We start from the raw sequence: 21,758 nt of genomic DNA, 5'->3' as shown, positions 1-21,758 counted from the left end.
AGGGGGCGGACCGCAGGACGGAGTCCGGAGGGGCGCACCCGCTGCCGAAAACGCCCCGCGCAGCGGCACCCAGCCCGCCGCAGGCGCAACGGCGAAAGACCCCCACGGCGGGAAAGCCAGAAAAGTCGACCGCAGCAAAGCGCAGCGAAAGGGCCGCAGGCGCAACGGCGACAAGGCACACGGTGCCGCAGCCGACAACGTGGGAAGCAGCCAAGCGCAGCTACACCGTCCAGGCCCGCAGTTCCTCCGCGATCGCATGGACGTCCGCCGTGCCGTCCTTCACCAGGCGGGCGAGGTCGCGGACCTGTTCCGGGGAGGTGGCGATCTTCAGGCCGCTGGCGACGAGGTATCCGTACGCGACGGCGGTCGCGAACATCGCGTTCGAGCGCTCCAACGCCGGTACCTGGAGCAGGAGTTGGAGCAGACAAGCCGCGCGATCATGCGGCTCGGGATACACCGGCACGCCGAATATCTCGGCTTCGTGCCGGCTGACCGCGGCCACCAGGGCGCCCCAGTCGGTGACCTGGGGGTCTCCGGGGGTGTGCTGTTCGGCGATGAGCAGGAGCCAGGCGAGGTCGATGCGCAGGTTCACGTGGTGCCCGGCAGCCCTTCGCGGCTGTCGGCGGGGGCCGTACGGCCGGGGGCACCGCGCGTCTCCGGGCCGAATTCCTCGGCGAAGACCCGTTCGTACTGCTTCATGAAGTCCGAGGCGGCCTCGACGAAGGTCTGGCCGACCTCGCCGGCGTCCTTGAGGACGAGTTCCTCGATATAGCGGTTCATGCTCACTCCCCGCTGCAGGGCGCGCTCCCGCGCCGCTTCGGCGGTGGCCTCGTCCACCCGGACGTTCAGCTGCGTCTTCGCCACCCCTCCACGCTAGCGCGCATCCGCTAGCACCGGCAAGCATCGCCGCCGGCCTCGGGGCGGGGGCGGGCGGCCCGTGCGCCCCCGTGCCCGTGCGCCCGCGTGCCGCTGCCGATGCTGCCGGAGTCGATGCCGCACGATGTGAACCGTCGGACGACTGACCGGACCGCCCGCGACCGCTCGGCCCTCAGGAGGACCACCGCAGTGTCCGTCCCCCCACCCGTCCCGCATCTGAAGCGCAGTCTGCGCCGCTTCGACATCATGGCGATGGGCGTCGCCGCGGTGATCTCGTTCGATGTGATCGGGCAGATCGCCTCCGGCGGCGGGCAGGCCGTCACCTGGATCGCCGTGATCGCGGTGGCGTTCCTGCTGCCGTACGCGCTGATGTTCGCCGAGACCGGGGCCGCGTTCCCGCAGGAGGGCGGCCCGTACGTCTGGGTGGAGGTGGCGTTCGGGCGGCTGGCGGCCGCGCTGACCACCATGTTCTATTGGGTCACCAATCCCGTGTGGCTGGGCGGTTCGCTGGTCTTCGTGGCGGCGGAGGCCTGGGACGGCTTCGTCTTTCCGCTCGGCTCGGGGACGGTGGCCGACTACGTCTTCAAGCTGGTGTTCATCTGGGCCGCCATTCTCACCGCGGTGGTCTCGCTGCGCCGCGGTAAGTGGATCACCACGGCCGGCGCCGGCGCCAAGGTCCTGGCGCTGGCGTTCTTCACGGCCACGGCGGTGGCGTACGGCGTCCAGCACGGCTTCCGGGGCCTGGAGAGCGCCGCCTTCTCCCCCAGCGGTGCCGGGTTCCTGGCGCTGGTGCCCGTCCTGCTGTTCGCGTTCGTGGGATTCGAGGCGCCCAACGCGGCGGGGGACGAGATGCTCGATCCGCAGCGCGATGTGCCGGTCGCGATCGCGCTGTCCGGCGCCATCGCCACCTGCTGCTATCTGCTGCCGATCCTGGCCATCGTCTGTGTCGCCCCGGCCGGGCAGGTCACCGGCGTCGGTGGGTTCATGGACGCCGCGCGGCTGGTCTTCGGGATCTACGGGAGCTGGCGCGGGCCGCTGCTGACCTTCGTCGCCGTGCTGTTCGCGGTGGCGCTGGTGACGCAGGGCAGCGCCTGGATGATCGTCGCGGACCGGATGCAGGCGATGGCCGCCGCCGACGGCGGGTTCTTCAGCCGGGCCCTGGGCGTGTTCCATCCCCGGCTGGGCACTCCGGTCCGGATGAATCTGCTGTCGGGCGTCACCGCCACCCTGTTCATGGCCGCCGCGATGAACCTGGCGAGCGGGGACGCCTCGGCGATCTTCGGTGTGGTGCTGACCGTCGCGATCACCACTCTGCTGCTCTCCTACATCGCCGTGATCCCCGCGCTGCTGGCGCTGCGGCTGCGCCACCGCGAGGTGCCCCGCCCCTACCGGGTCCCCTTCGGCACCCCGGGCTTCGCCCTCGCGAACCTGCTCGTCTACGCGTGGATCCTGCTCGGCGCATGGGTGGCGCTGTTCCCCGGCACCCTGGAGGCGTTCGTCGGCATTCCGTACGACTTCCGGGCGACCTGGGGCGTCTCCCGCTTCGCCTTCGAGACCTTCACCCTCGGCACGGTCGCGCTGCTCCTGGCCGTCGCCGCCGCCGGGTACGTCGTCCAGCGCATCCGCCCGCAGCCGGGCCACGATCAGCCCGAGCCCGGTCCGCGCCGGTAGGGCGGTGGTCGACGGTCAACGGGCCCTGTGGTCTTCGGCGTTCGAGCCGATCATGGTTGCATGGGCGGTGACCGGTCACGTTCGACGCCGCGTGTTCCTCAAGGGGGCCTCATGCCACGTCCGTCCCGTTTCGGCATCAACATGCTCACCCTCGACTCGGGCGCCGGATGGCGCGAGAAGTGCCGCCGGGCAGAGCAGTTGGGCTACGACGTCCTGCTGGTCCCGGACCATCTGGGGATGCCGGCGCCGTTCCCCGCGCTGGTCGCCGCGGCGGAGGCGACCGAGCGGCCGCGGGTGGGCACCTTCGTCCTCAACGCCGGGTTCTGCAACCCGGCGCTGCTGGCCCGCGAGGTGGCCACCACGGACGACCTGACCGGCGGGCGGCTGGAACTCGGCCTGGGTACGGGGTATGTGCGTGCCGAGCACGAGACCGCCGGGCTGCCCTGGCACTCGCCCGGCGAGCGGGTGGACCGTCTCGCCCGCACCATCGAGGAGTTGGAGCGGCTGCTGGGCGATGCCGGGCATGTGCCGCAGCCGGCCCAGCGGCCGCGGCCGCCACTGCTGATCGGCGGCAACGGCCCGCGGATGCTGCGGCTGGCGGCGCGGCACGCCGAGATCGCGGCGTTCACCGGCGGCCGTCCGGCGCGCGATGAGCCGGAGGCGAAGCTGGAGCTGATGCCGGCCGACGAGCTGGCCGCCTCGGTGGACCGGTACCGGGAGTACGCCGCCGACCGCCCCGAGCCGGCCGAGCTGAACATCCTCGTGCAGCGGGTCCAGGTCACCGACGACCGGCGGGCCGCCGCCCGCGAGATCGCCGCGCTGGACGTCGGCCTGGACGAGGAGCAGGCGCTGGCGGCCCCGACGCTGCTGATCGGCACGCCCCAGCAGATGGCCGAGCAACTGCGGGAGCGCCGCGAGCGCTTCGGCTTCTCCTACATCACCGTCCTGGACCCGTTCCTGGAGACCTTCGCACCGGTGCTGGAAGAGCTGGCGGGCAGCTGACGCGGCGGGGCGGTGGCCGGTCGGGTTCGCCGGCCGGTCGCCGCACCGTGCGCCGAAAGGGCGGATTCCGGGGGCGATGCGGTCTCCCCGGGCAGCGCAGTGGAAGACCTTCCGGCGGCGGTGCGGAACCGCGCGGCCTTGCTGTCCCAACCGGGGAAGGTAGAAATGATGCTGACGAAGAGACATGTCGCCACGGTGCTCACGGCCGTCATGGCGGCCGGCTGTGTGTCCATGGGCAGCGCTTGGGCCGCCAAGCCGAGCCCGACCACCTCGAACCGTTCGAGCCATTACGCGGAGGCCAACCGCACCTGCCAGGTGCCCGAGCAGCAGAACGGCAGTACCGGCCTCCTCGGTCACATCGTGACCGGCGGGGTGATCGGCGACACGATCGACCGGGCCCATCTCTGCCGCATCGACCTGACCCTGCTCGACAACGCCGAGACGGCGCCGCACACCGGCGGCGCCGTCTGACGGGGGCGGCTCCCGTCCCACGCCGCACCGGGCCCGTACCGGGATCGCGGTCCCGCGCTCCCGGGGACGATCGGTGCCCGCGCGGCCTTGTCCCCGTCGTTGCGCCACAGCGGTCCGCGGAACGCACCCGCCCTCGCCTCCAGGTCCTGCTCAGGGCCTGGAGGCAGCGCCGTATCGGCGCGGGCGACCCGGGAAAGGACTGGCGCACCGGGGCCGGCTGGTGCTTGGCTCGATGCCATGATCGACATAGATATCCGCTCGGCCGTTCCCGCGGACGCGGGGGCCGTGCTCGACTTCTGGAAGACCGCCGCCGAGGGGACCAGCATCAGCGACGATGTCGCCGGGGTGGTGCGCCTGGTCGAACGGGACCCCGGTGCGCTGCTCCTGGCCGAGGCGGACGGGGTGCTCGTCGGAACGGTGATCGCCGGCTGGGACGGCTGGCGGGCGTCGCTGTACCGGCTCGCCGTGCACCCGTCCCGGCGCCGGCAGGGCGTCTCGAAGGCCCTCCTGGAAGCCGCCGAAGAGCGCTTCGTGGCGCTGGGCGGGCGGCGCGGTGACGCCATGGTGCTGGAGGCGAACGAGCCGGCCCACCATGTCTGGGCCGCGGCGGGGTACCGGCGTGAGGATCACTGGCGGCGATGGACCAAGCCGCTGGTCTGAGGGGCGGGGCCTGCCCGGGTGGGCTTCTCCGACACTCTCGGCTTTGCCAAGCCTTTACCATGGTGGTTCCGCTACTCCGGTGAAAGGTGTGTGAGCGTCCAACCATGGGCGAGCCTCCCAGTTGTCGAGCAACCCGGCGACATTGCGCAAACCTCCCGATCGTGTTCGATCATGGGACGGAGGTGACTCGATGACCGACCTGCTCCTGCTGGGCGTGGCGCTCCTCCTGACCCTGGCCTGTGGCGTCTTCGTCGCGGCCGAGTTCTCGCTGACGACCGTGGAGCGCAGCGACCTCGAGCGCGCCGCCGAGCGCGGCGAGCGGGGCGCGGACAGCGCGCTCAAAGCGGTCCGCGGTCTGACCTTCCAGCTCTCCGGCGCCCAGCTCGGCATCACGGTCACCGGCCTGGTCATCGGCATGCTGTCCAAACCGGCGATCGCCACCCTGCTGGCGGGGCCGCTGGACGCGATGGGACTGCCGAGCGCGGCCGCACAGTCGCTGGCCCTGGTGCTCGGTACGGCGATCTCCACGGTCGTCCTGATGGTCGTCGGTGAGCTGGTCCCCAAGAACTGGGCGATCTCCAGTCCGCTGGCCATCGCCAAGAGGGTCGCCACGGCCCAGCGCGGCTTCAGCGCCACGTTCAAGCCGTTCATCAGGCATCTCAACAACACCGCGAACCACACGGTCCGCCGGATGGGCCTGGAGCCCGCCGAGGAACTCGCCTCGGCGCGGGGCCCGCAGGAACTGGTGGCGCTGGCCCGGCACTCCGCGAAGGAGGGCGCCTTGGAGGCCGACACCGCGGAGCTGTTCGTCCGCACCCTCAATCTCCCCGATCTGACCGCGGAGAACGTCATGACGCCGCGGGTGCAGGTGATGGCGCTGGACGTGCAGTCCACCGCGGAGGACGTCGCCAACGCCACCCGGGCGACCGGGCTGTCGAGGTTCCCCGTCTACCGGGGCAGCCTGGACAGCGTCGTCGGGGTGGCGCACATCAAGGACGTGCTGACCATCCCTGCCGACCGCCGCCCCCGCCATCCGGTGTCCGAGCTGCTGCGCGAACCGCTGCTGGTCCCCGCGACGCTCAGCGTGGACCGGCTGCTGGACCGGCTGTCCGGCAGGCGCACCATGGCCGTGGTCATCGACGAGTACGGCGGTACGGCCGGTGTCGTGACGCTGGAGGACATCGTCGAGGAGGTGGTCGGCGAGGTCCGCGACGAACACGACCCGATGGAGACCCCCGACCTCGCGCCGGCCGGTACCGACGCCGAGGGCCGCGAGGTCTATCAGGCCGACGGCGCGGCACGCACCGACCAGCTGGAGCGGATCGGCCTGCGGCTGCCGGAGGGCCCCTACGAGACCCTCGCCGGCCTGATCGCCACCGAGCTGGGCCGGATACCGGTCACCGGCGACCGCCTTGAGGTGGCCGGCTGGTCGATGGACGTACTGGACGCCTCCGGCCATCGCGCGGCGCGGGTGCTGTTGCACGCCCCGCCGCCCGGCAGCAGCGCCGAGCGGGAGACGGGGGCCGGCCGATGACCGCGCTCCAGCTCTTCGTGGGTCTGCTGACGCTGGTCGTCAACGCGTTCTTCGTGGGTGCCGAGTTCGCCATGATCTCGGTGCGCCGCAGCCAGATCGAGCCGTACGCCGAGCGCGGTGACCGCCGGGCGACCAGTGTGCTGTGGGGGCTGCAGCACGTCTCGGCCCTGCTGGCGGCCGCCCAGCTGGGCATCACGCTGTGCACGCTGGTCCTGGGCGCGGTCGCCGAGCCCGCCATCGCGCACCTCCTCGAACCGGTCTTCCGCGCCGTGGGGATCTCGCACACGCTGATCCACCCGATCTCGTTCGTGATCGCGTTGTCGTTGGCCACGTACCTGCACATGCTCTTCGGCGAGATGGTGCCGAAGAACGTCGCGCTGGCCGAGCCGGTGCGCACCGCGCTGATCCTGGGGCCGCCGCTGGTCGCGCTCACCCGGGCGCTGCGACCGGTGATCTTCGGCATCAACGCGCTCGCCAACGGGCTGCTCAAGCTGCTGCGGGTGGAGACCAGGGACGAGGTGACCGCGACCTTCTCGGACGACCAGCTGGCGAAGATGGTCGAGGACTCCCAGCAGGCCGGGCTGCTCGACGAGCGGGCCCGGGAGCGGCTGCGGGACGCCCTGGAGCTGGGCCGCCGCCCGGTCAGGGACGTGGTCCTGCCGGCGGAAAGAGTCGTCTCCGCGCGGACCGGGACCACCCCCGAGGAACTGGAGCAGCTGGCCGCCGACTCCGGCTTCTCGCGCTTCCCCGTCCTCGACGACACCCGTCGCATCCTGGGCTATCTGCACGTCAAGGACGCCCTGGACGCCTCCCCGCGGCACCTGCCGTTCCCGGTTGCCGCGCTGCGCCCGATCGCCCGCGTCAAGGCCGCCACGCCGTTGGACGACGTGCTGACGGCGATGCGCGGATCGCGTACGCATCTGGCCGCGGTGATCGGCGACGACGGGCGGCTGGCCGGGCTGGTGACGATGGAGGACGTGCTCAGGGAGCTGGTGCTGCAGCGGCCCGCCGGCTGACGGGAGGGGAGGGCCGGGGCCGGGTCCCGACGCGCCTGACCGATCGGTTAGATTGCTGACCGATCGGTTGGAAGCGCGTTGAGGGGGCATGCACATGGACCGCACGACCTGCTGCATCGTGGGCGGGGGACCCGCCGGCATGATGCTGGGACTGCTGCTGGCCAGGGCCGGCGTCGAGGTGACCGTCCTGGAGAAGCACGGGGACTTCCTGCGCGACTTCCGCGGGGACACCATCCACCCGTCGACCCTGCGGCTGCTGGACGAGCTCGGCCTCGGGGAGGCGTTCGCGCGGCTGCCGTTCGCCAAGCTGACTCAGATGCGGGCGCGGATCGGCGGCACGACGGTCGTGATGGGCGATCTGCGGCGCATACCGGGCCGGCACAAGTACATCGCCATAGTGCCGCAGTGGGACTTCCTCGATCTGCTCGCGGGCGCGGGCGCCGAGGAGCCGGGGTTCACCCTGCGGATGCGCACCGAGGTCACCGGGCTGCGCACCGACGGCGGCCGGGTGACCGGGGTGCGGTTCCTCGACGAGCACGGAGCGCCCGGCGAGCTGGCCGCGGATCTGACCGTCGCCTGCGACGGGCGGGACTCGGTGGTGCGGCGGGCGGCCGGGCTGCGGCAGCAGCAGTTCGAGGTGCCGATGGACGTCTGGCAGGTGCGCGTGGACGCCCCCGCCGACGGCCTGAAGGACGGCCGGGTCTTCGCCCGCTTCGGCGGCGGTCAGGCGGCCGTCGCCATGGACCGCGGCACGTACTACCAGACCTCCTACCTGATCGAGAAGGGCCGGGACGCCGAGCTCCGCGCCCACGACATCCAGTGGCTGCGGGACCGGCTGGGCGCGCTGTTCGACTGGGACGACGAGGTGACCGGCGCGATCCGTTCCTGGGACGACGTCAAGCTGCTGGAGGTGACGTTCGGCCGGCTGCGGCGCTGGCACCGGCCGGGCCTGCTGTGCATCGGGGACGCCGCGCACACCATGTCGCCGGTCGGTGGCGTGGGGGTCAATCTTGCGCTGCAGGACGCGGTCGCCGCGGCCCGGATCCTGGCCGAACCGCTGCGCCGGGGCCGGGTCGGGGCGACGGAGCCGGCCCGGGTGCAGCGGCGGCGGGAGCTGCCGACGACGGTGGTGCAGAGGTCCCAGCGGGCCGAGCACGCCATGATCCGCTCCGCGCTGGCCGGCACGCTCGACGGCGACCGCCTGCCGGTGCCGATGCGGCTGCTGCGGTGGGTGCCGCCGCTGCGGACCGTGACCGGCTATCTGGGCGGCGTCGGCGTCCGTCCCGAGCGCGCGCCCGCCTTCGCCCGGCGGATCAGCCCCGCGGCTCGATCGCGTGGAGCGTGAACTCCACCAGCTCCGCCGCCGCGGCGTCCAGGTCGAGCTCCGGGTGGGCCAGCCAGTGGGCGATCACCCCGTCGATCGCCCCACCGATGGCCAGCGCGATGGTCGGTGCGTGGAACTTCCGCAGCACGCCCGCCTGCTGACCCTCCGTCAGCAGGGCGGCAAGGGTCTGCCAGCGGTCGTGGGTGTCGTGCGAGCCCGGCGTCTTGAGCCGGGTGCCCCCCTCGTCGTCGAGCAGCATCTCGGTGATCACGCGGACATGGCGGCGGTTGGCCTGCTGATAGCCGACCATCGCCCGCACATAGGCGATGACCGCTTCGCGCGGGCCGGACGCCTGCGCCAGCCGCTCGGTGACATGGGCGCTGAACTGCCCCATCACCTGCTCCAGCGCCGCCCGGGTCAGGTTGTCCTTGGAGGAGAAGTGGTAGAGCACCGCGGCCTTGGACAGCCCGGCCCGCTCGGCGATCGCCGACAGCGAGGTCGCGGGGTAGCCGCGGGTGGCGACCAGGTCGATGGTGGCCTCGACGAGCTGCTGCCGACGGGCCCGCTCGGTGAACGTCAGCGCGTCGGGGCCGTCGCCCCGGCGGGGAGTCATCGCGCGCCCACCTGTCCCTTTCCTGGCTGTTCGGAGCACCTCAGACCGTACACCGCGGCGGGCCCGGTACGGCCGGGGGAGCTGGCCGTACCGACCGGTATGGAGGACGGTAGGATCTCTCCGCCATGGAGACGAATGCCCGTTACACCAGTTTCGTCGCGGTCGGCGACAGCTTCACCGAGGGAATGTCGGACGGCCTGCCGGACGGCTCGTACCGCGGCTGGGCCGATCTGCTCGCCGCCCGGCTGGCGGCCCGCACCCCCGACTTCCGCTACGCCAACCTCGCGGTGCGCGGCAAACTCATCGGGCAGATCGCCGACGAGCAGTGCGGCCCGGCCGCCTCGATGGGCGCGGACCTGGTGACCCTGGTCGGCGGCCTCAACGACGTGCTGCGGCCCCGCTGCGACGTGGCGGAGGTGTGCGCCACGCTGGAGAACGCGGCCGGGCTGCTGGCCAGGGGTGGCGGACAGCTGGTGCTGATGCGCAGCCCGGGCCGGCGGGGCCCGGTGCTGGAGCGCTTCCGGCCGCGGATGGAGCAGCTGTTCGCGTGGATCGACGAGGTGGCCGCGCGGCACGGCGCGGTGGTCGTGGACCTGTACGGGTCGCGGGCGCTGGCCGATCCGCGGCTGTGGGCGGACGACCGGCTCCATCTGAACGCCGAGGGGCACCGCCGGGTGGCGGAGGCCGTCTGGCAGGCGCTCGGCCTGCCGCCCGCATCGGACTGGGACGCCCCGCTGCCGGCTGCCGCACCTCCGGGCTGGCGCGCACGGCGTACCGCGGACCTGCGGTTCGCCCGGGAGCATCTGGGGCCCTGGATAGGCCGTCGGCTGACCGGCCGGTCCTCCGGGGACGGCCGCACCGGCGCCCAGTTCGACGCCGAGCGGGGCGAGGCCTTCTGGGTCACCCCCGCGGACCGCGCGAACCCCGGCCCGGTGGCGGAATGGCGAGGGGTGGGGGCGTGACCCGGAGCCCCACCCGGGCGCCGGTCCGGGTGCCGCCGTGGCCGTATCTGGCCGTGCGGCCGCGTAGCGGGTGCGCCCCGGCTCGCCGCTTGGAGGAAAACACAGCCGGGACCGGGGCGCTGGCCTGCGCGAACCGCCAGTAGACTCTCACCACGTGACTGCTGTGTCTGCGAAGCCTCGCATCCCCAATGTCCTGGCCGGCCGCTATGCCTCCACGGAGCTGGCCGTGCTGTGGTCCCCCGAGTACAAGGTCAAGCTGGAGCGGAAGCTGTGGCTCGCCGTGCTGCGTGCGCAGAAGGACCTGGGGGTGGAGGTCCCCGAGCAGGCGCTGGCCGACTACGAGCGGGTCCTGGAGACCGTCGACCTGGCCTCGATCGCCGAGCGCGAGAAGGTCACCCGGCACGACGTCAAGGCCCGCATCGAGGAGTTCAACGCCCTCGCCGGCCATGAGCAGGTCCACAAGGGGATGACCTCCCGCGATCTGACGGAGAACGTCGAGCAGCTGCAGGTGCGGCTGTCGCTGGAGCTGATGCGGGACCGTACGGTCGCCGTGCTGGCGCGCCTGGGCTCGCTGGCGGCCCAGCACGCCGAGCTGGTGATGGCGGGCCGCTCGCACAACGTCGCCGCGCAGGCCACGACGCTGGGCAAGCGCTTCGCGACCGCGGCGGACGAACTGCTGGTGGCCTACGCCCGGCTGGAGGACCTGCTCGCCCGCTACCCGCTGCGCGGTATCAAGGGCCCCGTCGGCACCGCCCAGGACATGCTCGACCTGCTCGGCGGCGACAGCGCCAAGCTCGCCGAGCTGGAGCAGCGGATCGCCGCGCACCTCGGCTTCGGCCGGGCCTTCACCTCCGTCGGCCAGGTCTACCCGCGCTCCCTGGACTACGACGTGGTCACCGCGCTGGTGCAGCTGGCCGCCGCCCCGTCGTCGATCGCCAAGACCATCCGGCTGATGGCCGGCCACGAGCTGGTGACCGAGGGCTTCAAGCCCGGCCAGGTCGGCTCCTCGGCGATGCCGCACAAGATGAACACCCGCTCCTGCGAGCGCGTCAACGGCCTGATGGTGATCCTGCGCGGCTACGCCTCGATGGCCGGTGAGCTCTCCGGCGACCAGTGGAACGAGGGCGACGTCTCCTGCTCCGTGGTGCGCCGCGTCGCGCTGCCGGACTCCTTCTTCGCGCTGGACGGCCTGCTGGAGACCTTCCTGACCGTCCTCGACGAGTTCGGCGCCTTCCCCGCCGTCGTCGCCCGCGAGCTGGACCGCTATCTGCCCTTCCTCGCCACGACGAAGGTGCTGATGGGGGCCGTGCGCGCCGGTGTGGGCCGCGAGGAGGCACACGAGGCGATCAAGGAGAACGCGGTCGCCTCCGCGCTGGCCATGCGCGAGCAGGGCGCCGAGCGCAACGAGCTGCTGGACAAGCTGGCCGCGGACGCGCGGATCCCGCTGGACAAGGCGCAGCTGGACGCGCTGATGGCGGACAAGCTCTCCTTCACGGGTGCGGCGGCCGACCAGGTGGCGTCCGTCGTCGCCCGGATCGAGGAGATCGCCAAGCAGCACCCGGAAGCCGCGGCGTACACGCCGGGCGCGATCCTCTGACGCGGACCGCCGTGCGCTTCACTCCCGAAGAGCTGGCAGCCGCTCGCGACCGCCTCGTCCCGGACGTGGCCGCGAGCGGCCTGCGCGTGCTCTTCTGCGGGATCAACCCCGGTCTGATGACGGCGGCGACCGGCCACCATTTCGCCCGGCCCGGCAACCGCTTCTGGCCGGTGCTGCACGCCTCCGGCTTCACGCCCCGCCGGTTCGACCCCGCCGAGCAGGACGAGTTGCTCGCGCACGGCCTCGGCATCACCAACGTCGTGGCACGGGCGACCGCCAAGGCCGACGAGCTGACCGCGGCGGAGTACCGCGAGGGCGGCCGGCTGCTGGCCGAGAAGGTCGCCCGGCTGCGGCCGCGCTGGCTCGCCGTCGCCGGTGTCACGGCCTACCGCGTCGCCTTCGACGACAAGCACGCCGTGATCGGGCCGCAGGAACGCACCCTGGGCCGCACCCGCATCTGGGCGCTGCCCAACCCCAGCGGCCTGAACGCCCACTGGACGCTGCAGACGATGGCGGAGGAGTTCGGCCGGCTGCGGGCGGCGGCCTTCGCGCCGGACGACCCGGCAAACGACGCGTCCCCGGCCGCCCATTAGAACCCGCCCACCGCCTCCTCCCCCACCGCCACCAGCAGCTGGAACGGCATCTCCCGGTCTCCCTGCCCCACCCCCACACCGATCCAGCGGCCGCGTACCCGCCAGCCGTGCAGCAGGGGAACGTATCCGCACAGCGCGTCCAGCGGGGGCGGGACCGGGAGCCCGCTCGCCGTCCGCTCCAGATGAGGGGTGAGATCGAGGGTTTCCGGCTCGCCCCACCGTAACGACAGCGCCTGCACCAGCGCCGTCAGCCCGGCCTCGAACTCCTCCTCGGTCTCCGCCACCTCGGCCAGGTCCGCGTCCCAGAAATCCTCGCTGACCCACAGATCGGCCACGTGGAAGCCCGGACCGCTCTCGACCAGGCCGGAGCGGATCCGCTGCGCCGGGAACGCCCGCAGGCGCAACGCGTCGATCGTGGTCAGCTGCTCGTCAAGCGTCATGTCGTCAGTAAACCTGCCGGGTCTGACAATTGACGTTCCCTCGTGGGCGTTCAGACGTCCCGGCGCAGCAGCGACCACAGTCCGGCCGCCGCCGCGAGCGCCGCCCAGCCGGCCAGCACCACGATGCCGGGCCACGGTCCGAGCGTCCCTTCGGGCGCCAGGTGCAGGATCTGCTGCCCCGCCCGGTCGGGCAGGAACTGGCCCACCTCTCTGGTCGCCTTCAGTGAGCCGAGCATCGGGCCGAGGGAGAGGAAGAGCGGGACGAGGAGGCTCAGCGCGCCGACGGGGCTGCGCAGCAGCGCGCCGATGCCGGCGGAGAACACCGCCAGCAGCCCGAAGTAGATCCCGCAGCCGACGGCCGACCGCAGCACGCCGGGCGAACCGAGGGACACTCCCGCGTCGCCGAGGAGTGCCTGTCCCCCGGCGACCGACGCGAACCCGGCGACCAGCCCGACGGCGAGCGCGAGTGAGCCCACGGTGACGAGCTTGCCCGCGTACAGCAGCCCGCGTCGCGGGACCGCGGCCAGCGAGACCCGGATGGAGCCGCTGGACCACTCCCCCGCGACCGTGAGCACTCCGCAGACGAGGGCCCCGAACTGGCCGATGTTCAGCCCGAAGTAGGCGTTGAAGACCGGGTCGAAGTGCGCGTCCCGGCCGTCGTAGCCGGAGCAGACGACGAGGCCGATCGCGACGGTCACCACCAGGAGCACGGCGAGGCTGTACGACAGGGAGCGCAGCGAGCGGATCTTCGTCCACTCGGAGCGCAGGACGGCGGTGAACGGCATGGCGTCAGACCTCCTGGGGCTGCGGGGCGGCGGAGACGAATTCGGTGGCTTCGGCGGTCAGCCGCAGGTAGGCGTCCTCCAACGAGGGTGCCTCGTCGGCGAGTTCGAGGACCGGGATGCCGTGCCGGGCGGCCAACGCGCCGACGTCGGAGGGGTCGGCGCCCTCGACGAGCCAGCCCCCCGCGCCGTCCGGCGCCGCGTCCCAGCCGCCCCGGGCCAGTTCGGCACGGAGCCGGGCGCCGTCGGTCGTCCGCACCCGCACCCGGCGTCCGGCGTGCTCGCGCAGGAAGTCGTCCATGGCGGTGTCGGCGAGCAGCCGGCCGCGTCCCAGCACGATCAGGTGGTCGGCGGTGAGCGCGGTCTCGGCCATCAGATGGCTGGAGACCAGCACCGTACGGCCGTCGGCGGCCAGGCGCCTGAGGAGCGTGCGGATCCAGACGATCCCCTCCGTGTCGAGTCCGTTGGCGGGCTCGTCCAGCATCAGCACGGCGGGGTCGCCGAGCAGCGCGGCCGCGATGCCGAGGCGCTGCCGCATCCCCAGGGAGAAGGTCCGCACCCGCCTGCGCGCCGCGGCCGACAGTCCGGTCTCGCCCAGCACCTGCGCCACCCGCCGCGCGGGGATGCGGTTGCTGTGGGCGAGGGCGAGCAGGTGGTCACGGGCCCGGCGGCCCCCATGGGCGGCGCCGGCGTCGAGCATCGCCCCCACGTGCCGCAGCGGGTCCGCCAGCTCCCGGAACGCCCGGCCGCCCACGGTGGCGGTCCCCGAGGTGGGGCGGTCCAGCCCGACGACCATCCTCATCGTGGTGGACTTGCCGGCCCCGTTGGGGCCCAGGAAGCCGGTGACCCGGCCCGGCTCCACCCGGAAGGTGAGGTCGTCCACGGCCCGCACGGCGCCGTAGACCTTCGTCAGCTGCTGCACTTCGATTGCGGTCATGCCTCAAGGCTCGCGCCCGCCTCGGGCCCCTGACCTCCCCCGCCGCCGGGGAACGCCTCCCCCGCCCGGGGGAGGTGGGATGTCAGTGGCCGCTGGCACGATGACGGGGTGTCCTTCTCCCTCCCGGCCGTGCGCCACCCCGTGCTCAAACCGCTCTTCCGGCCCGTCACCTACAGCCGTTGGCTGCATCTGCTGACCGGTTCGGTGGCCGGGGTCCTGACGGGGTTTCTGCGCGGAGGGACGTTCCGGCCGGGCCATGGCGGGCCGTGGCTGGTGTTCGCGACACTGCCCGTGCCGATCCTTCTGCTGGCCGCGCTGGTGCCCGCGGTCCGGCGCGTCGAGGGTCTGCAGGCCCAGCTGCTGCTGATGCCCGGCCGGTTCGGCGCCGCCGCGCGCGGCTCCGCCCAGATCGCCACCTCACCGTCGGCCACCTGGCGCGACCGCGGCCGTACGGCCGTGTGGCTGCTGCTCCGGCTGGAAGCCGGTGTGGCGATGACGGCCCTGTCCCTCCAATTGCCGGCGCTGACGGTGGTGTTGGTCCGGGCCGCCACGGGACGCGCCACCCACGTCACCGGCTGGCCCTCCATCGACGCGCCCCACTGGTGGTACGGCCTGCTCGCGCCGCTCCCCCTCGTGGTACTGCTGGCCGTGGTCGTCGGGGCGGGCGGGCTGATGGCCGGTGCCGCACGGCTGCTGCTGGGCCCCTCGGCGGCCGAGCGGCTCGCCGCGCTCGAAGCCCGTACGGAGCGCATCCTGGAACACAACCGGCTGGCCCAGGAGTTGCACGATTCGGTCGGTCATGCGCTGACCGTCACCGTGATACAGGCAGGGGCGGCCCGCGCCGCCGGATCGCCGGAGTTCACCGACCGGGCGCTGGCCGCCATCGAGGACACCGGCCGCCAGGCGCTCGCCGACCTGGAGCGGGCGCTGCGGCTGCTGCGCGAGGACGCCCCCAGACCCGCCGACCGGCCGGCGCTCACCGACGCCGACCGCCTGCTGGAGTCCGCGCGGGCGGCGGGGGCGGCGGTCCGCGCCGAGGTGACCGGCCCGCTGGAGGCCCTGCCCGGACCGGTGTCGCGGGAGGGCTACCGCATGGTGCAGGAGGCGCTGACCAATGTGCTGCGGCACGCGGGCCCAGTGCCGGTGTCGGTGCGGATAGCGGCCGACACCGACGCGCTGGAGCTGGAGATACGCAACGCCCTGCCGGCCGCGCCGGAGCCCGGCGGCGGCGGTCGCGGTCGCGGTCGCGGTCTGCGCGGTATCCGCGAACGGGCCGCGCTCCTCGGCGGCGAGGCCGAAACCGGGCCGGAGGGCGACGAGTGGCGGGTCCGTGTGCGCCTGCCGCTGCGCCGTTTAGGGTGATTCCCGTGCCGATATCCGTACTCCTCGTCGATGACGAACCGCTGGTCCGGGCCGGTCTGCGGGCCATCCTGGAGGCCCAGCCCGATATCGAGGTGGCCGGTGAGGCGGCCGACGGCGCCTCCGTGGTCCCGATGGTGCGTCAGCTGCGGCCGGACGTGATCGCCATGGACGTACGGATGCCGCTGCTGGACGGCATCGAGGCGACCCGTGCGGTGCTCCGGTCGGTGGCCGAGCCGCCCCGGATCCTCGTCGTCACCACGTTCGAGGACGACGACTACGTCTACGAGGCCCTGCGCGCCGGCGCGGACGGCTTCCTGCTCAAGCGCGCCCGGCCCGCCGAGATCGTGCACGCGGTGCGGCTCGTCGCCGAGGGCGGCTCGCTGCTGCTGCCGGCGACGCTGCGCACGATGGCGGCCGGCCGCGGCAACGCGCGGGCCCGGGCGGACTTCGAGCGGGCCGCGCTCACCGAACGGGAGCGGCAGGTGCTGCGGCTGATGTCCCGGGGCCTGTCGAACGCGGAGATCGCCGGGGAGCTCGTCGTGGGCGCGGAGACCATCAAGACGCACGTCAGCGCGGTGCTGGGAAAACTGGGGGCCCGGGACCGCACCCAGGCGGTCATCGCCGCGTACGAATCGGGGTTCGTCGCGCCCGGCTGACCGCGGCGGGCGCCCCGTCCGGGGCTCGCCGCACACCCCCTGACCGGCTACGATCCGCCACACACGAACAGAGCGAGGGAGACGGACGTTGGGGCGGCTCACCGGCGGGGACCCCTCCCTGCTGCGACGGATCAACTCCGCGGTGGTGCTCCATGCGCTGCGCGCCGCGGACTCCGCCACGCTCACCCACCTCGTTCAGGTGACGGGGCTGTCCCGGCCGACGGTCGAGGGCGTGGTCGAGGGGCTCATCGAGACCGGGCTGGTGGCCGAGGCGCCCGCCGAGGAGGGCGAGGCCCGCCGCCAGGGGCGCCCGGCCCGCCGGTTCCGGTTCCGTACCGAGGCCGGGCATCTGCTGGGCGTCGAGATCGGCCCGCACCGCGTGTCGGCCCTGCTGTCCGATCTGGGCGGGCGGGTGCTGGACACCGCGCAGCGCCCGGTCCTGGAGACGGCACCGGCCGACGAGCGGCTGGAGCGGGTCCGCGCCGTGGTGGCCGATCTGCTGCGCCGTACGGGCGTGGCGCGCGGTTCGCTGCGGGCCGTCGGTGTGGCCACCCCCGGCATCGTGGAGGCGGACGGCACCGTACGGCTGGGCACCGCGCTGCCGGGCTGGACGGGACTGCCGCTGGGCGAGCGGCTGCGCAGGTCGTTCCGCTGCCCGGTGCTGGTCGAGAACGACGCCAACGCCGCCGCGGTCGCCGAGCACTGGCAGGGCGCGGCGTCCGGCTCGGACGACATCGTGTTCGTCCTGGCCGGGCTCAGCCCGGGAGCGGGCTCGCTGATCGGCGGCCGGCTGCACCGCGGGTTCGGCGGGGCCGCCGGGGAGATCGGCGCACTGCACCTGCTGGGGCGTGAGGCGACGCCGGAGAAGCTGCTGTCGACGACCGGTGAGCCGCTGCACCCGCTGGACGAGGCGCAGGTCGCCGCGGTCTTCGCGGCCGCGCGGGGCGGCGACGCGGGGGCCCGGGACGCCGTCGACCGTTTCATCCGGCGGCTGGTACACGATGTCGCGGCCCTGGTGCTGGCGCTCGATCCGGAGCTGGTCGTGGTCGGCGGCTGGGCAGCCGGCCTGGACGGTGTACTGGAGCCGCTGCGCGGGGAGTTGGCGCGCTACTGTCTGCGCCCTCCGCAGGTGGCGCTCTCCCTGCTGGGCGAGGCGGCGGTCGCCACCGGCGCGCTGCGGTTGGCCCTCGACCATGTGGAGGGCGAGCTCTTCGCGGTGGAGGGCACGGCGACCGCCCGCCGTTGAGCCCCCGGGCCCCAAAACGCGGTGGCCCGCACCGGATCCGAGCATCCGGCGCGGGCGCCTCCACGGGGCCGGCGGCTCAGCCTGCCAGCAGCGACACCTCGTCGCTCGCGCCGAAGGTCAGCCGGCAGGTGTCGGCGCGGTATGTCGACACCGCGACGGCGGTCGTCCGCCCTCCGGAGACGTAGCGGGTCGTCACGACGAGAACGGGTGCGCCGGGCAGCCGGTCCAGCTGCCGGGCGTCCTCCGCGCGGGCCGAGCCGAGCTCCACCGTGCGGTCCTGGCCCTCCAGCTCCAGTTCCTGCAACTCGTGCAGCACGGCGCGGGCGCGGGCCGGGGCGCTGCGCGCGGGCCCCTCGGTGTGGCCGGGAACCGCGGCCGCCGGCACGTACAGCAGCTCGGCGGCGACGGGCTGGCTGTGGGTGACCCGGGTGCGGCGCACGATGTGCACCTGCTCTCCGGGAGCGGTCTGCAGCAGGCGGGCCACGGCGGCCGGGACGGTGTCGCTCTGGGTGGCGTCGACCGGCTGCCAGTCGTCGCCCGGGGCGCCGGGCCAGGTGTGGCGGGCGGGGGCGACGGCGACGCCGACCCGCGGCGGTGCGACGGTGGTGCCCACACCTCGGCGGCGCTGCAGTCTGCCCTCCAGCTCCAGCTGTTCGAGCGCCTGCCGCAGCGTGGCCCGGGCGACGCCGAACCGCGCCGCCAGCTCACGCTCGTTGGGCAGAATCTCGCCGACCGCGAACTCCGAGTCCAGCGCATCGCTGAGCACGGTCTTGAGGTGCCAGTACTTCGGCTCCGGCACCGTTTCGAGCTGCGTGGTCCCCACCCTGTCCTCCGCACTGGCCATTGCCCTCGCAGGGCAGCGCCCCCATGGAACCCGGGTCCGCGCACGATGCCCCAGGGAAGCGGGCCCGCACGCGCTCCCGTTTATGAGCGCTTCTTTATTAAAGGTTGTTGCAGTATCCCGACGATATGACTGCCCCCACCCTTGGTCAAGACCAATCCCGCATGCGTTTCGCGGCCCCACGGGCCCGGTGTGCGACGCCTCGTAGCGGGGAGGGCGCCTCATCGGGCGCCGAGAAAGCCCCGGCCTGGCGCTCCGTCACCTCGTACCCACCGGACTCCTCGGACCAGCGGGCCCGGCGGCGCGCAGCGGCCGCGCCGTCGGGGCATGCCGGTGCCGTCCGGGCATGCCGGTGCCGTCCGGCCCGCGGACCGGTCTGCGGGCCGCGGCTCAGCCCGCCGCCAGCGCTCCGAGCTTGTCCGGGTTGCGCACGATGTAGACCGTCTGGACCCGGCCGTTCCGGATGCCGAGCTGGATGACGGAGTCCGGCACGTCGCCCTGGCGCACCAACAGCGCGATGCCGCCGTTGAGTTCGGTGAAGGAGTACTCCAGGCCCGCCGGTGCGGAACTGACGACCGCGGCGAGGAAACGGGCGACCTTGTCCGCGGACTCGATGACCCGCAGCGGCGCCTTGGCCTTCCCGCCGCTGTCCCCGACCAGCCGGGCGTCCGCCGCCAGCATGCTGAGCAGCCCCTCCAGGTCGTCGCCGGCCGCCGCGGCCATGAACCGCTCGGTCAGATCGCGCTGGCGCACCGGGTCGACCTCGAAGCGCGGTTTGCCCTCCTCCACGTGCCGCCGGGCCCGGCCCGCCAGCTGGCGCACCGCGGCCTCACTGCGGTCCAGGGCTTCGGCGATCTCCGCGTACGGATAGCCGAAGGCCTCGCGCAGGACGAACACCGCGCGCTCCAACGGGGAGAGCGACTCCATGGTGACGAGCACGGCGAGGGTGACGGACTCGGCGAACACCGTGCGTTCCGCGCTGTCCGGTGCGGTGCCGCCGAAGTCGGTCGCCAGGGGTTCGGGCAGCCAGGGCCCCACATACGACTCGCGCCGCGACTGGACCTGCCGGAGCCGGTCGATGGCCAGCCGGGTGGTGATCCGTACGAGGAAGGCGCGCGGCTCGCGCACCGCCGCCCGCTCCGCGCCCGACCAGCGCAGCCAGGCGTCCTGGACCACGTCCTCGGCGTCGGCCACCCGGCCGAGCATGCGGTAGGCCACCCCGAACAGGACGGGGCGGTGTTCCTCGAAGACGTCGGTCGCGGATTCCTTCAGCACCCGTCCATCCCACCGGGCCAACCCCGCGTTGTCCAGCGGAAACGGCGGAGTGCGACGGGCGCCACCATGCCGGCGGGCCGGCTCCCGGATCGTCCGCCCCGGGGGACGGCTCGGGTGCCCCGTGTGGGACGGGTGTGGCTGGGTGGGTCCAGGTGCCGTAAACGTTCCGGTGGTGTCCTGGCGATCGGCCGGTGGTGTTGCGACGATGGGCCGGGCCCGTACGGGCCGGTGAACACCATGCTGTTCACCGCCCGTTCCGCTGCGGGGCACACGGCAGCGATACCAACGGGTCATCAGCAACTCGGTGACGGTATGGAGGTTTGAGATGGCGCAGGGATCCGGCGGCGGCTTCGGACGGCGGTCGCTGCTGCAGGGCACCGCGGCGGGTTCCGCGGCGCTGGCACTGCCCGTGCTCTCCTGTGCCGCGCCGTCGCAGGCCCGCGGCGGGCGGCCGAGCGCCGACTGGGGTGTGCAGGTGGGGGACGTGACCACGTCCTCGGGGCTGGTGTGGGTACGGTCGAACCGGCCGGCCCGGATGGTGGTGCAGACCGCGGCGACCGAGTCGTTCCGCAACGCCAGGACCTGGCGCGGCCCGGTGATCGGAGCGGGCACGGACTTCACCGGCGTCACCTCGCTGCACGGCCTGCCACCGGGCGAGCAGGTCCACTACCGGGTGCTGCTCGCCGACCCGGACGACCCCCGGCGCACCGGCGAACCGGTCTCCGGCACCTTCCGCACGGCGCCCGCGCACCGCCGCGAGGACGTCCGTTTCCACTGGTCGGGGGACCTCGCCGGCCAGGGCTGGGGCATCAATCCGGACCGCGGCGGCTACCGCATCTACGAGGAGATGCGGCGCCGGAACCCGGACTTCTTCCTGTGCAGCGGCGACAACATCTACGCGGACAACCCGATCACCGAGAAGGTGACCCTGCCGGACGGCCGGATCTGGCGGAACGTGACCACCGAGGAGAAGGCGAAGGTCGCCGAGACGCTCGCCGAGTTCCGGGGCGCGTTCCGCTACAACCTGCTGGACGACAATCTGCGCCGGTTCAACGCGCAGGTGCCGACGATCACCCAGTGGGACGACCACGAGGTGCACAACAACTGGTACCCGGGGCAGCTGCTCGACGACGCCCGCTACACGGAGAAGGACGCGGATGTGCTCTCCGCGCGGTCGCTGCGCGCCTTCGGCGAGTACTTCCCCATCCGTACGCTGCGGCCCGACCGGGGCGGCCGGGTCTACCGCGTGGTGCACCACGGGCCGCTGCTCGATGTGTTCGTGCTCGACATGCGCAGCTACCGCAACGCCAACTCGCCGGGCCGGCAGACCGACGACCCGCAGGGCATCCTGGGGGCCGAGCAGCTGCGCTGGCTCAAGCGGGAGCTGTCCCGCTCGCACGCGGTGTGGAAGGTGATCGCCTCCGACATGCCGCTGGGCCTGGTCGTCCCGGACGGCAAGACCGACTTCGAGGCGGTGGCGCAGGGCGATCCCGGGGCTCCCCTGGGGCGCGAACTGCAGCTGGCCGAGCTGCTGCGGCACATCAAGCACGACCGGATCACCGGGACCGTGTGGCTGACGACGGACGTGCACTACACGTCGGCGCAGCACTACGCGCCGGAGCGGGCGGCGTTCAAGGACTTCGAGCCGTTCTGGGAGTTCGTGTCGGGACCGCTGAACGCGGGCGGGTTCCAGGCGCTGAAACTCGATGGAACTTTCGGGCCCACGCAGCCGTTCATCAAGGCGCCGGACCGTGCCAACACCTCCCCTGCGGAGACTCCGCAGAACTTCGGCGAGATCGACATCGACGGGGGGAGCGGGGAGCTGACGGTGCGGCTGCGTCAGGAGGGCGGCGAAGTGTTGTTCAGCAAGGTGCTCCAACCGGGACGGGTAGGACAGTAG

22 protein-coding genes are annotated in these 21,758 nt (G+C 73.1%); 14 read left to right on the top strand and 8 right to left on the bottom strand.

Going from position 1 to position 21,758, the window contains the following annotated elements; genetic code table 11:
* Positions 1-220 precede the first annotated feature (220 nt).
* Together ACFWZH_RS25915 and ACFWZH_RS25910 are read right to left on the bottom strand one after the other, a co-directional pair.
* Entirely contained in the window at positions 221-592 is a 372-nt protein-coding gene (locus ACFWZH_RS25915) for a fic family toxin-antitoxin system, toxin component (RefSeq protein WP_384435783.1), read from the bottom strand.
* Positions 589-864: a toxin-antitoxin system HicB family antitoxin gene (locus tag ACFWZH_RS25910; RefSeq protein WP_384435780.1), complete on the bottom strand. Its 276-nt coding sequence runs from the start codon at positions 862-864 to the stop codon at positions 589-591. Before ACFWZH_RS25910 ends, ACFWZH_RS25915 begins: the two co-directional genes overlap by 4 nt.
* Positions 865-1,065: 201 nt before the next feature.
* On the opposite strand from ACFWZH_RS25910, the gene ACFWZH_RS25905 reads away from it, so the two are divergent.
* From ACFWZH_RS25905 to ACFWZH_RS25875, 7 genes are all read left to right on the top strand, one after another.
* Positions 1,066-2,547, top strand: a complete 1,482-nt coding sequence (locus tag ACFWZH_RS25905; RefSeq protein ID WP_384435777.1) for an APC family permease — start codon at positions 1,066-1,068, stop codon at positions 2,545-2,547.
* Between the two features lie 111 nt (positions 2,548-2,658).
* Positions 2,659-3,549, top strand: a complete 891-nt coding sequence (locus ACFWZH_RS25900; protein WP_384435774.1) for a TIGR03621 family F420-dependent LLM class oxidoreductase — start codon at positions 2,659-2,661, stop codon at positions 3,547-3,549.
* 168 nt (positions 3,550-3,717) lie between these two features.
* Positions 3,718-4,020, top strand: a complete 303-nt coding sequence (locus ACFWZH_RS25895) for a hypothetical protein (protein WP_384435771.1) — start codon at positions 3,718-3,720, stop codon at positions 4,018-4,020.
* A gap of 237 nt (positions 4,021-4,257) precedes the next feature.
* Positions 4,258-4,680: a GNAT family N-acetyltransferase gene (locus ACFWZH_RS25890; RefSeq protein WP_384435768.1), complete on the top strand. Its 423-nt coding sequence runs from the start codon at positions 4,258-4,260 to the stop codon at positions 4,678-4,680.
* Between the two features lie 190 nt (positions 4,681-4,870).
* The gene (locus ACFWZH_RS25885; protein WP_384435766.1) at positions 4,871-6,214 is read left to right on the top strand and encodes a hemolysin family protein; all 1,344 of its coding nucleotides are present in this window, start codon (positions 4,871-4,873) and stop codon (positions 6,212-6,214) included.
* Entirely contained in the window at positions 6,211-7,230 is a 1,020-nt protein-coding gene (locus tag ACFWZH_RS25880) for a hemolysin family protein (RefSeq protein WP_384435764.1), read from the top strand. Before ACFWZH_RS25885 ends, ACFWZH_RS25880 begins: the two co-directional genes overlap by 4 nt.
* 94 nt (positions 7,231-7,324) lie before the next feature.
* Positions 7,325-8,575, top strand: coding sequence for an FAD-dependent oxidoreductase (locus tag ACFWZH_RS25875; protein WP_384435762.1), 1,251 nt, complete (start codon positions 7,325-7,327; stop codon positions 8,573-8,575).
* Here the strand turns inward: ACFWZH_RS25875 and ACFWZH_RS25870 are convergent.
* On the bottom strand, positions 8,544-9,167 hold the full coding sequence (locus ACFWZH_RS25870) for a TetR/AcrR family transcriptional regulator (protein WP_384435759.1): 624 nt from the start codon (positions 9,165-9,167) through the stop codon (positions 8,544-8,546). The two genes, ACFWZH_RS25875 and ACFWZH_RS25870, sit on opposite strands and share 32 nt — an antisense overlap.
* A 125-nt stretch (positions 9,168-9,292) precedes the next feature.
* On the opposite strand from ACFWZH_RS25870, the gene ACFWZH_RS25865 reads away from it, so the two are divergent.
* The 3 genes from ACFWZH_RS25865 (at position 9,293) to mug (ending at position 12,319) form a co-directional block, all read left to right on the top strand.
* Positions 9,293-10,129 carry an SGNH/GDSL hydrolase family protein gene (locus ACFWZH_RS25865; protein WP_384435756.1) on the top strand — a complete coding sequence of 279 codons (837 nt, stop codon included), beginning with the start codon at positions 9,293-9,295 and terminating at the stop codon, positions 10,127-10,129.
* A gap of 163 nt (positions 10,130-10,292) precedes the next feature.
* Positions 10,293-11,726 (top strand): adenylosuccinate lyase, encoded by a 1,434-nt coding sequence (purB, locus tag ACFWZH_RS25860; protein WP_384435789.1) that lies wholly within the window; start codon positions 10,293-10,295, stop codon positions 11,724-11,726.
* An 11-nt stretch (positions 11,727-11,737) separates the two neighbouring features.
* On the top strand, positions 11,738-12,319 hold the full coding sequence (mug, locus tag ACFWZH_RS25855; RefSeq protein ID WP_384435753.1) for a G/U mismatch-specific DNA glycosylase: 582 nt from the start codon (positions 11,738-11,740) through the stop codon (positions 12,317-12,319).
* Here mug and ACFWZH_RS25850 read toward each other — a convergent pair.
* Genes ACFWZH_RS25850 through ACFWZH_RS25840 form a run of 3 tightly spaced genes read right to left on the bottom strand, consistent with a single transcriptional unit; the run spans position 12,316 to position 14,478 of the window.
* Entirely contained in the window at positions 12,316-12,759 is a 444-nt protein-coding gene (locus tag ACFWZH_RS25850) for a hypothetical protein (RefSeq protein WP_384435750.1), read from the bottom strand. The genes mug and ACFWZH_RS25850 overlap by 4 nt on opposite strands.
* 50 nt (positions 12,760-12,809) lie before the next feature.
* Complete coding sequence (locus tag ACFWZH_RS25845) at positions 12,810-13,544, bottom strand: ABC transporter permease (protein ID WP_384435748.1); 735 nt, start codon at positions 13,542-13,544, stop codon at positions 12,810-12,812.
* 4 nt (positions 13,545-13,548) lie between these two features.
* Complete coding sequence (locus tag ACFWZH_RS25840) at positions 13,549-14,478, bottom strand: ATP-binding cassette domain-containing protein (protein ID WP_384435745.1); 930 nt, start codon at positions 14,476-14,478, stop codon at positions 13,549-13,551.
* A gap of 108 nt (positions 14,479-14,586) precedes the next feature.
* Here ACFWZH_RS25840 and ACFWZH_RS25835 point away from each other — a divergent pair, with 108 nt between their 5' ends.
* The 3 genes from ACFWZH_RS25835 (at position 14,587) to ACFWZH_RS25825 (ending at position 17,742) form a co-directional block, all read left to right on the top strand.
* Entirely contained in the window at positions 14,587-15,840 is a 1,254-nt protein-coding gene (locus tag ACFWZH_RS25835; RefSeq protein ID WP_384435742.1) for a sensor histidine kinase, read from the top strand.
* 5 nt (positions 15,841-15,845) lie between these two features.
* Positions 15,846-16,496 carry a response regulator gene (locus ACFWZH_RS25830; protein WP_384435739.1) on the top strand — a complete coding sequence of 217 codons (651 nt, stop codon included), beginning with the start codon at positions 15,846-15,848 and terminating at the stop codon, positions 16,494-16,496.
* A gap of 88 nt (positions 16,497-16,584) precedes the next feature.
* Positions 16,585-17,742: an ROK family protein gene (locus ACFWZH_RS25825; protein ID WP_384435736.1), complete on the top strand. Its 1,158-nt coding sequence runs from the start codon at positions 16,585-16,587 to the stop codon at positions 17,740-17,742.
* A 76-nt stretch (positions 17,743-17,818) separates the two neighbouring features.
* On the opposite strand, the gene ACFWZH_RS25820 is transcribed toward ACFWZH_RS25825, so the two are convergent.
* Both ACFWZH_RS25820 and ACFWZH_RS25815 read right to left on the bottom strand, forming a co-directional pair.
* A complete protein-coding gene (locus ACFWZH_RS25820; RefSeq protein ID WP_384435734.1) occupies positions 17,819-18,565 on the bottom strand; it encodes a GntR family transcriptional regulator in 747 nt (248 codons plus the stop codon).
* 408 nt (positions 18,566-18,973) lie between these two features.
* On the bottom strand, positions 18,974-19,858 hold the full coding sequence (locus ACFWZH_RS25815) for an RNA polymerase sigma-70 factor (protein WP_384435731.1): 885 nt from the start codon (positions 19,856-19,858) through the stop codon (positions 18,974-18,976).
* A gap of 325 nt (positions 19,859-20,183) precedes the next feature.
* Between ACFWZH_RS25815 and ACFWZH_RS25810 the strand changes: the two genes are divergently transcribed.
* Positions 20,184-21,758 (top strand): alkaline phosphatase D family protein, encoded by a 1,575-nt coding sequence (locus tag ACFWZH_RS25810; RefSeq protein ID WP_384435729.1) that lies wholly within the window; start codon positions 20,184-20,186, stop codon positions 21,756-21,758.

Source organism: Streptomyces sp. NPDC059008 (assembly GCF_042749045.1).
In the GTDB taxonomy this organism is placed as follows: Bacteria; Actinomycetota; Actinomycetes; order Streptomycetales; family Streptomycetaceae; genus Streptomyces.
The sequence above is the reverse complement of the archived record's forward strand: the minus strand, read 5'-3'. Positions and strand labels throughout refer to the sequence as shown.

What these genes read in the sequence shown, in the direction of transcription:
- ACFWZH_RS25900 (WP_384435774.1), top strand. Translation starts at nt 2,659, where the DNA reads ATGCCACGTCCGTCCCGTTTCGGCATCAACATGCTCACCCTCGACTCG.
- ACFWZH_RS25895 (WP_384435771.1), top strand. Translation starts at nt 3,718, where the DNA reads ATGCTGACGAAGAGACATGTCGCCACGGTGCTCACGGCCGTCATGGCG.
- ACFWZH_RS25890 (WP_384435768.1), top strand. Translation starts at nt 4,258, where the DNA reads ATGATCGACATAGATATCCGCTCGGCCGTTCCCGCGGACGCGGGGGCC.
- ACFWZH_RS25885 (WP_384435766.1), top strand. Translation starts at nt 4,871, where the DNA reads ATGACCGACCTGCTCCTGCTGGGCGTGGCGCTCCTCCTGACCCTGGCC.
- ACFWZH_RS25880 (WP_384435764.1), top strand. Translation starts at nt 6,211, where the DNA reads ATGACCGCGCTCCAGCTCTTCGTGGGTCTGCTGACGCTGGTCGTCAAC.
- ACFWZH_RS25875 (WP_384435762.1), top strand. Translation starts at nt 7,325, where the DNA reads ATGGACCGCACGACCTGCTGCATCGTGGGCGGGGGACCCGCCGGCATG.
- ACFWZH_RS25870 (WP_384435759.1), bottom strand. Translation starts at nt 9,167, where the DNA reads ATGACTCCCCGCCGGGGCGACGGCCCCGACGCGCTGACGTTCACCGAG.
- ACFWZH_RS25865 (WP_384435756.1), top strand. Translation starts at nt 9,293, where the DNA reads ATGGAGACGAATGCCCGTTACACCAGTTTCGTCGCGGTCGGCGACAGC.
- ACFWZH_RS25850 (WP_384435750.1), bottom strand. Translation starts at nt 12,759, where the DNA reads ATGACGCTTGACGAGCAGCTGACCACGATCGACGCGTTGCGCCTGCGG.
- ACFWZH_RS25845 (WP_384435748.1), bottom strand. Translation starts at nt 13,544, where the DNA reads ATGCCGTTCACCGCCGTCCTGCGCTCCGAGTGGACGAAGATCCGCTCG.
- ACFWZH_RS25840 (WP_384435745.1), bottom strand. Translation starts at nt 14,478, where the DNA reads ATGACCGCAATCGAAGTGCAGCAGCTGACGAAGGTCTACGGCGCCGTG.
- ACFWZH_RS25810 (WP_384435729.1), top strand. Translation starts at nt 20,184, where the DNA reads ATGGCGCAGGGATCCGGCGGCGGCTTCGGACGGCGGTCGCTGCTGCAG.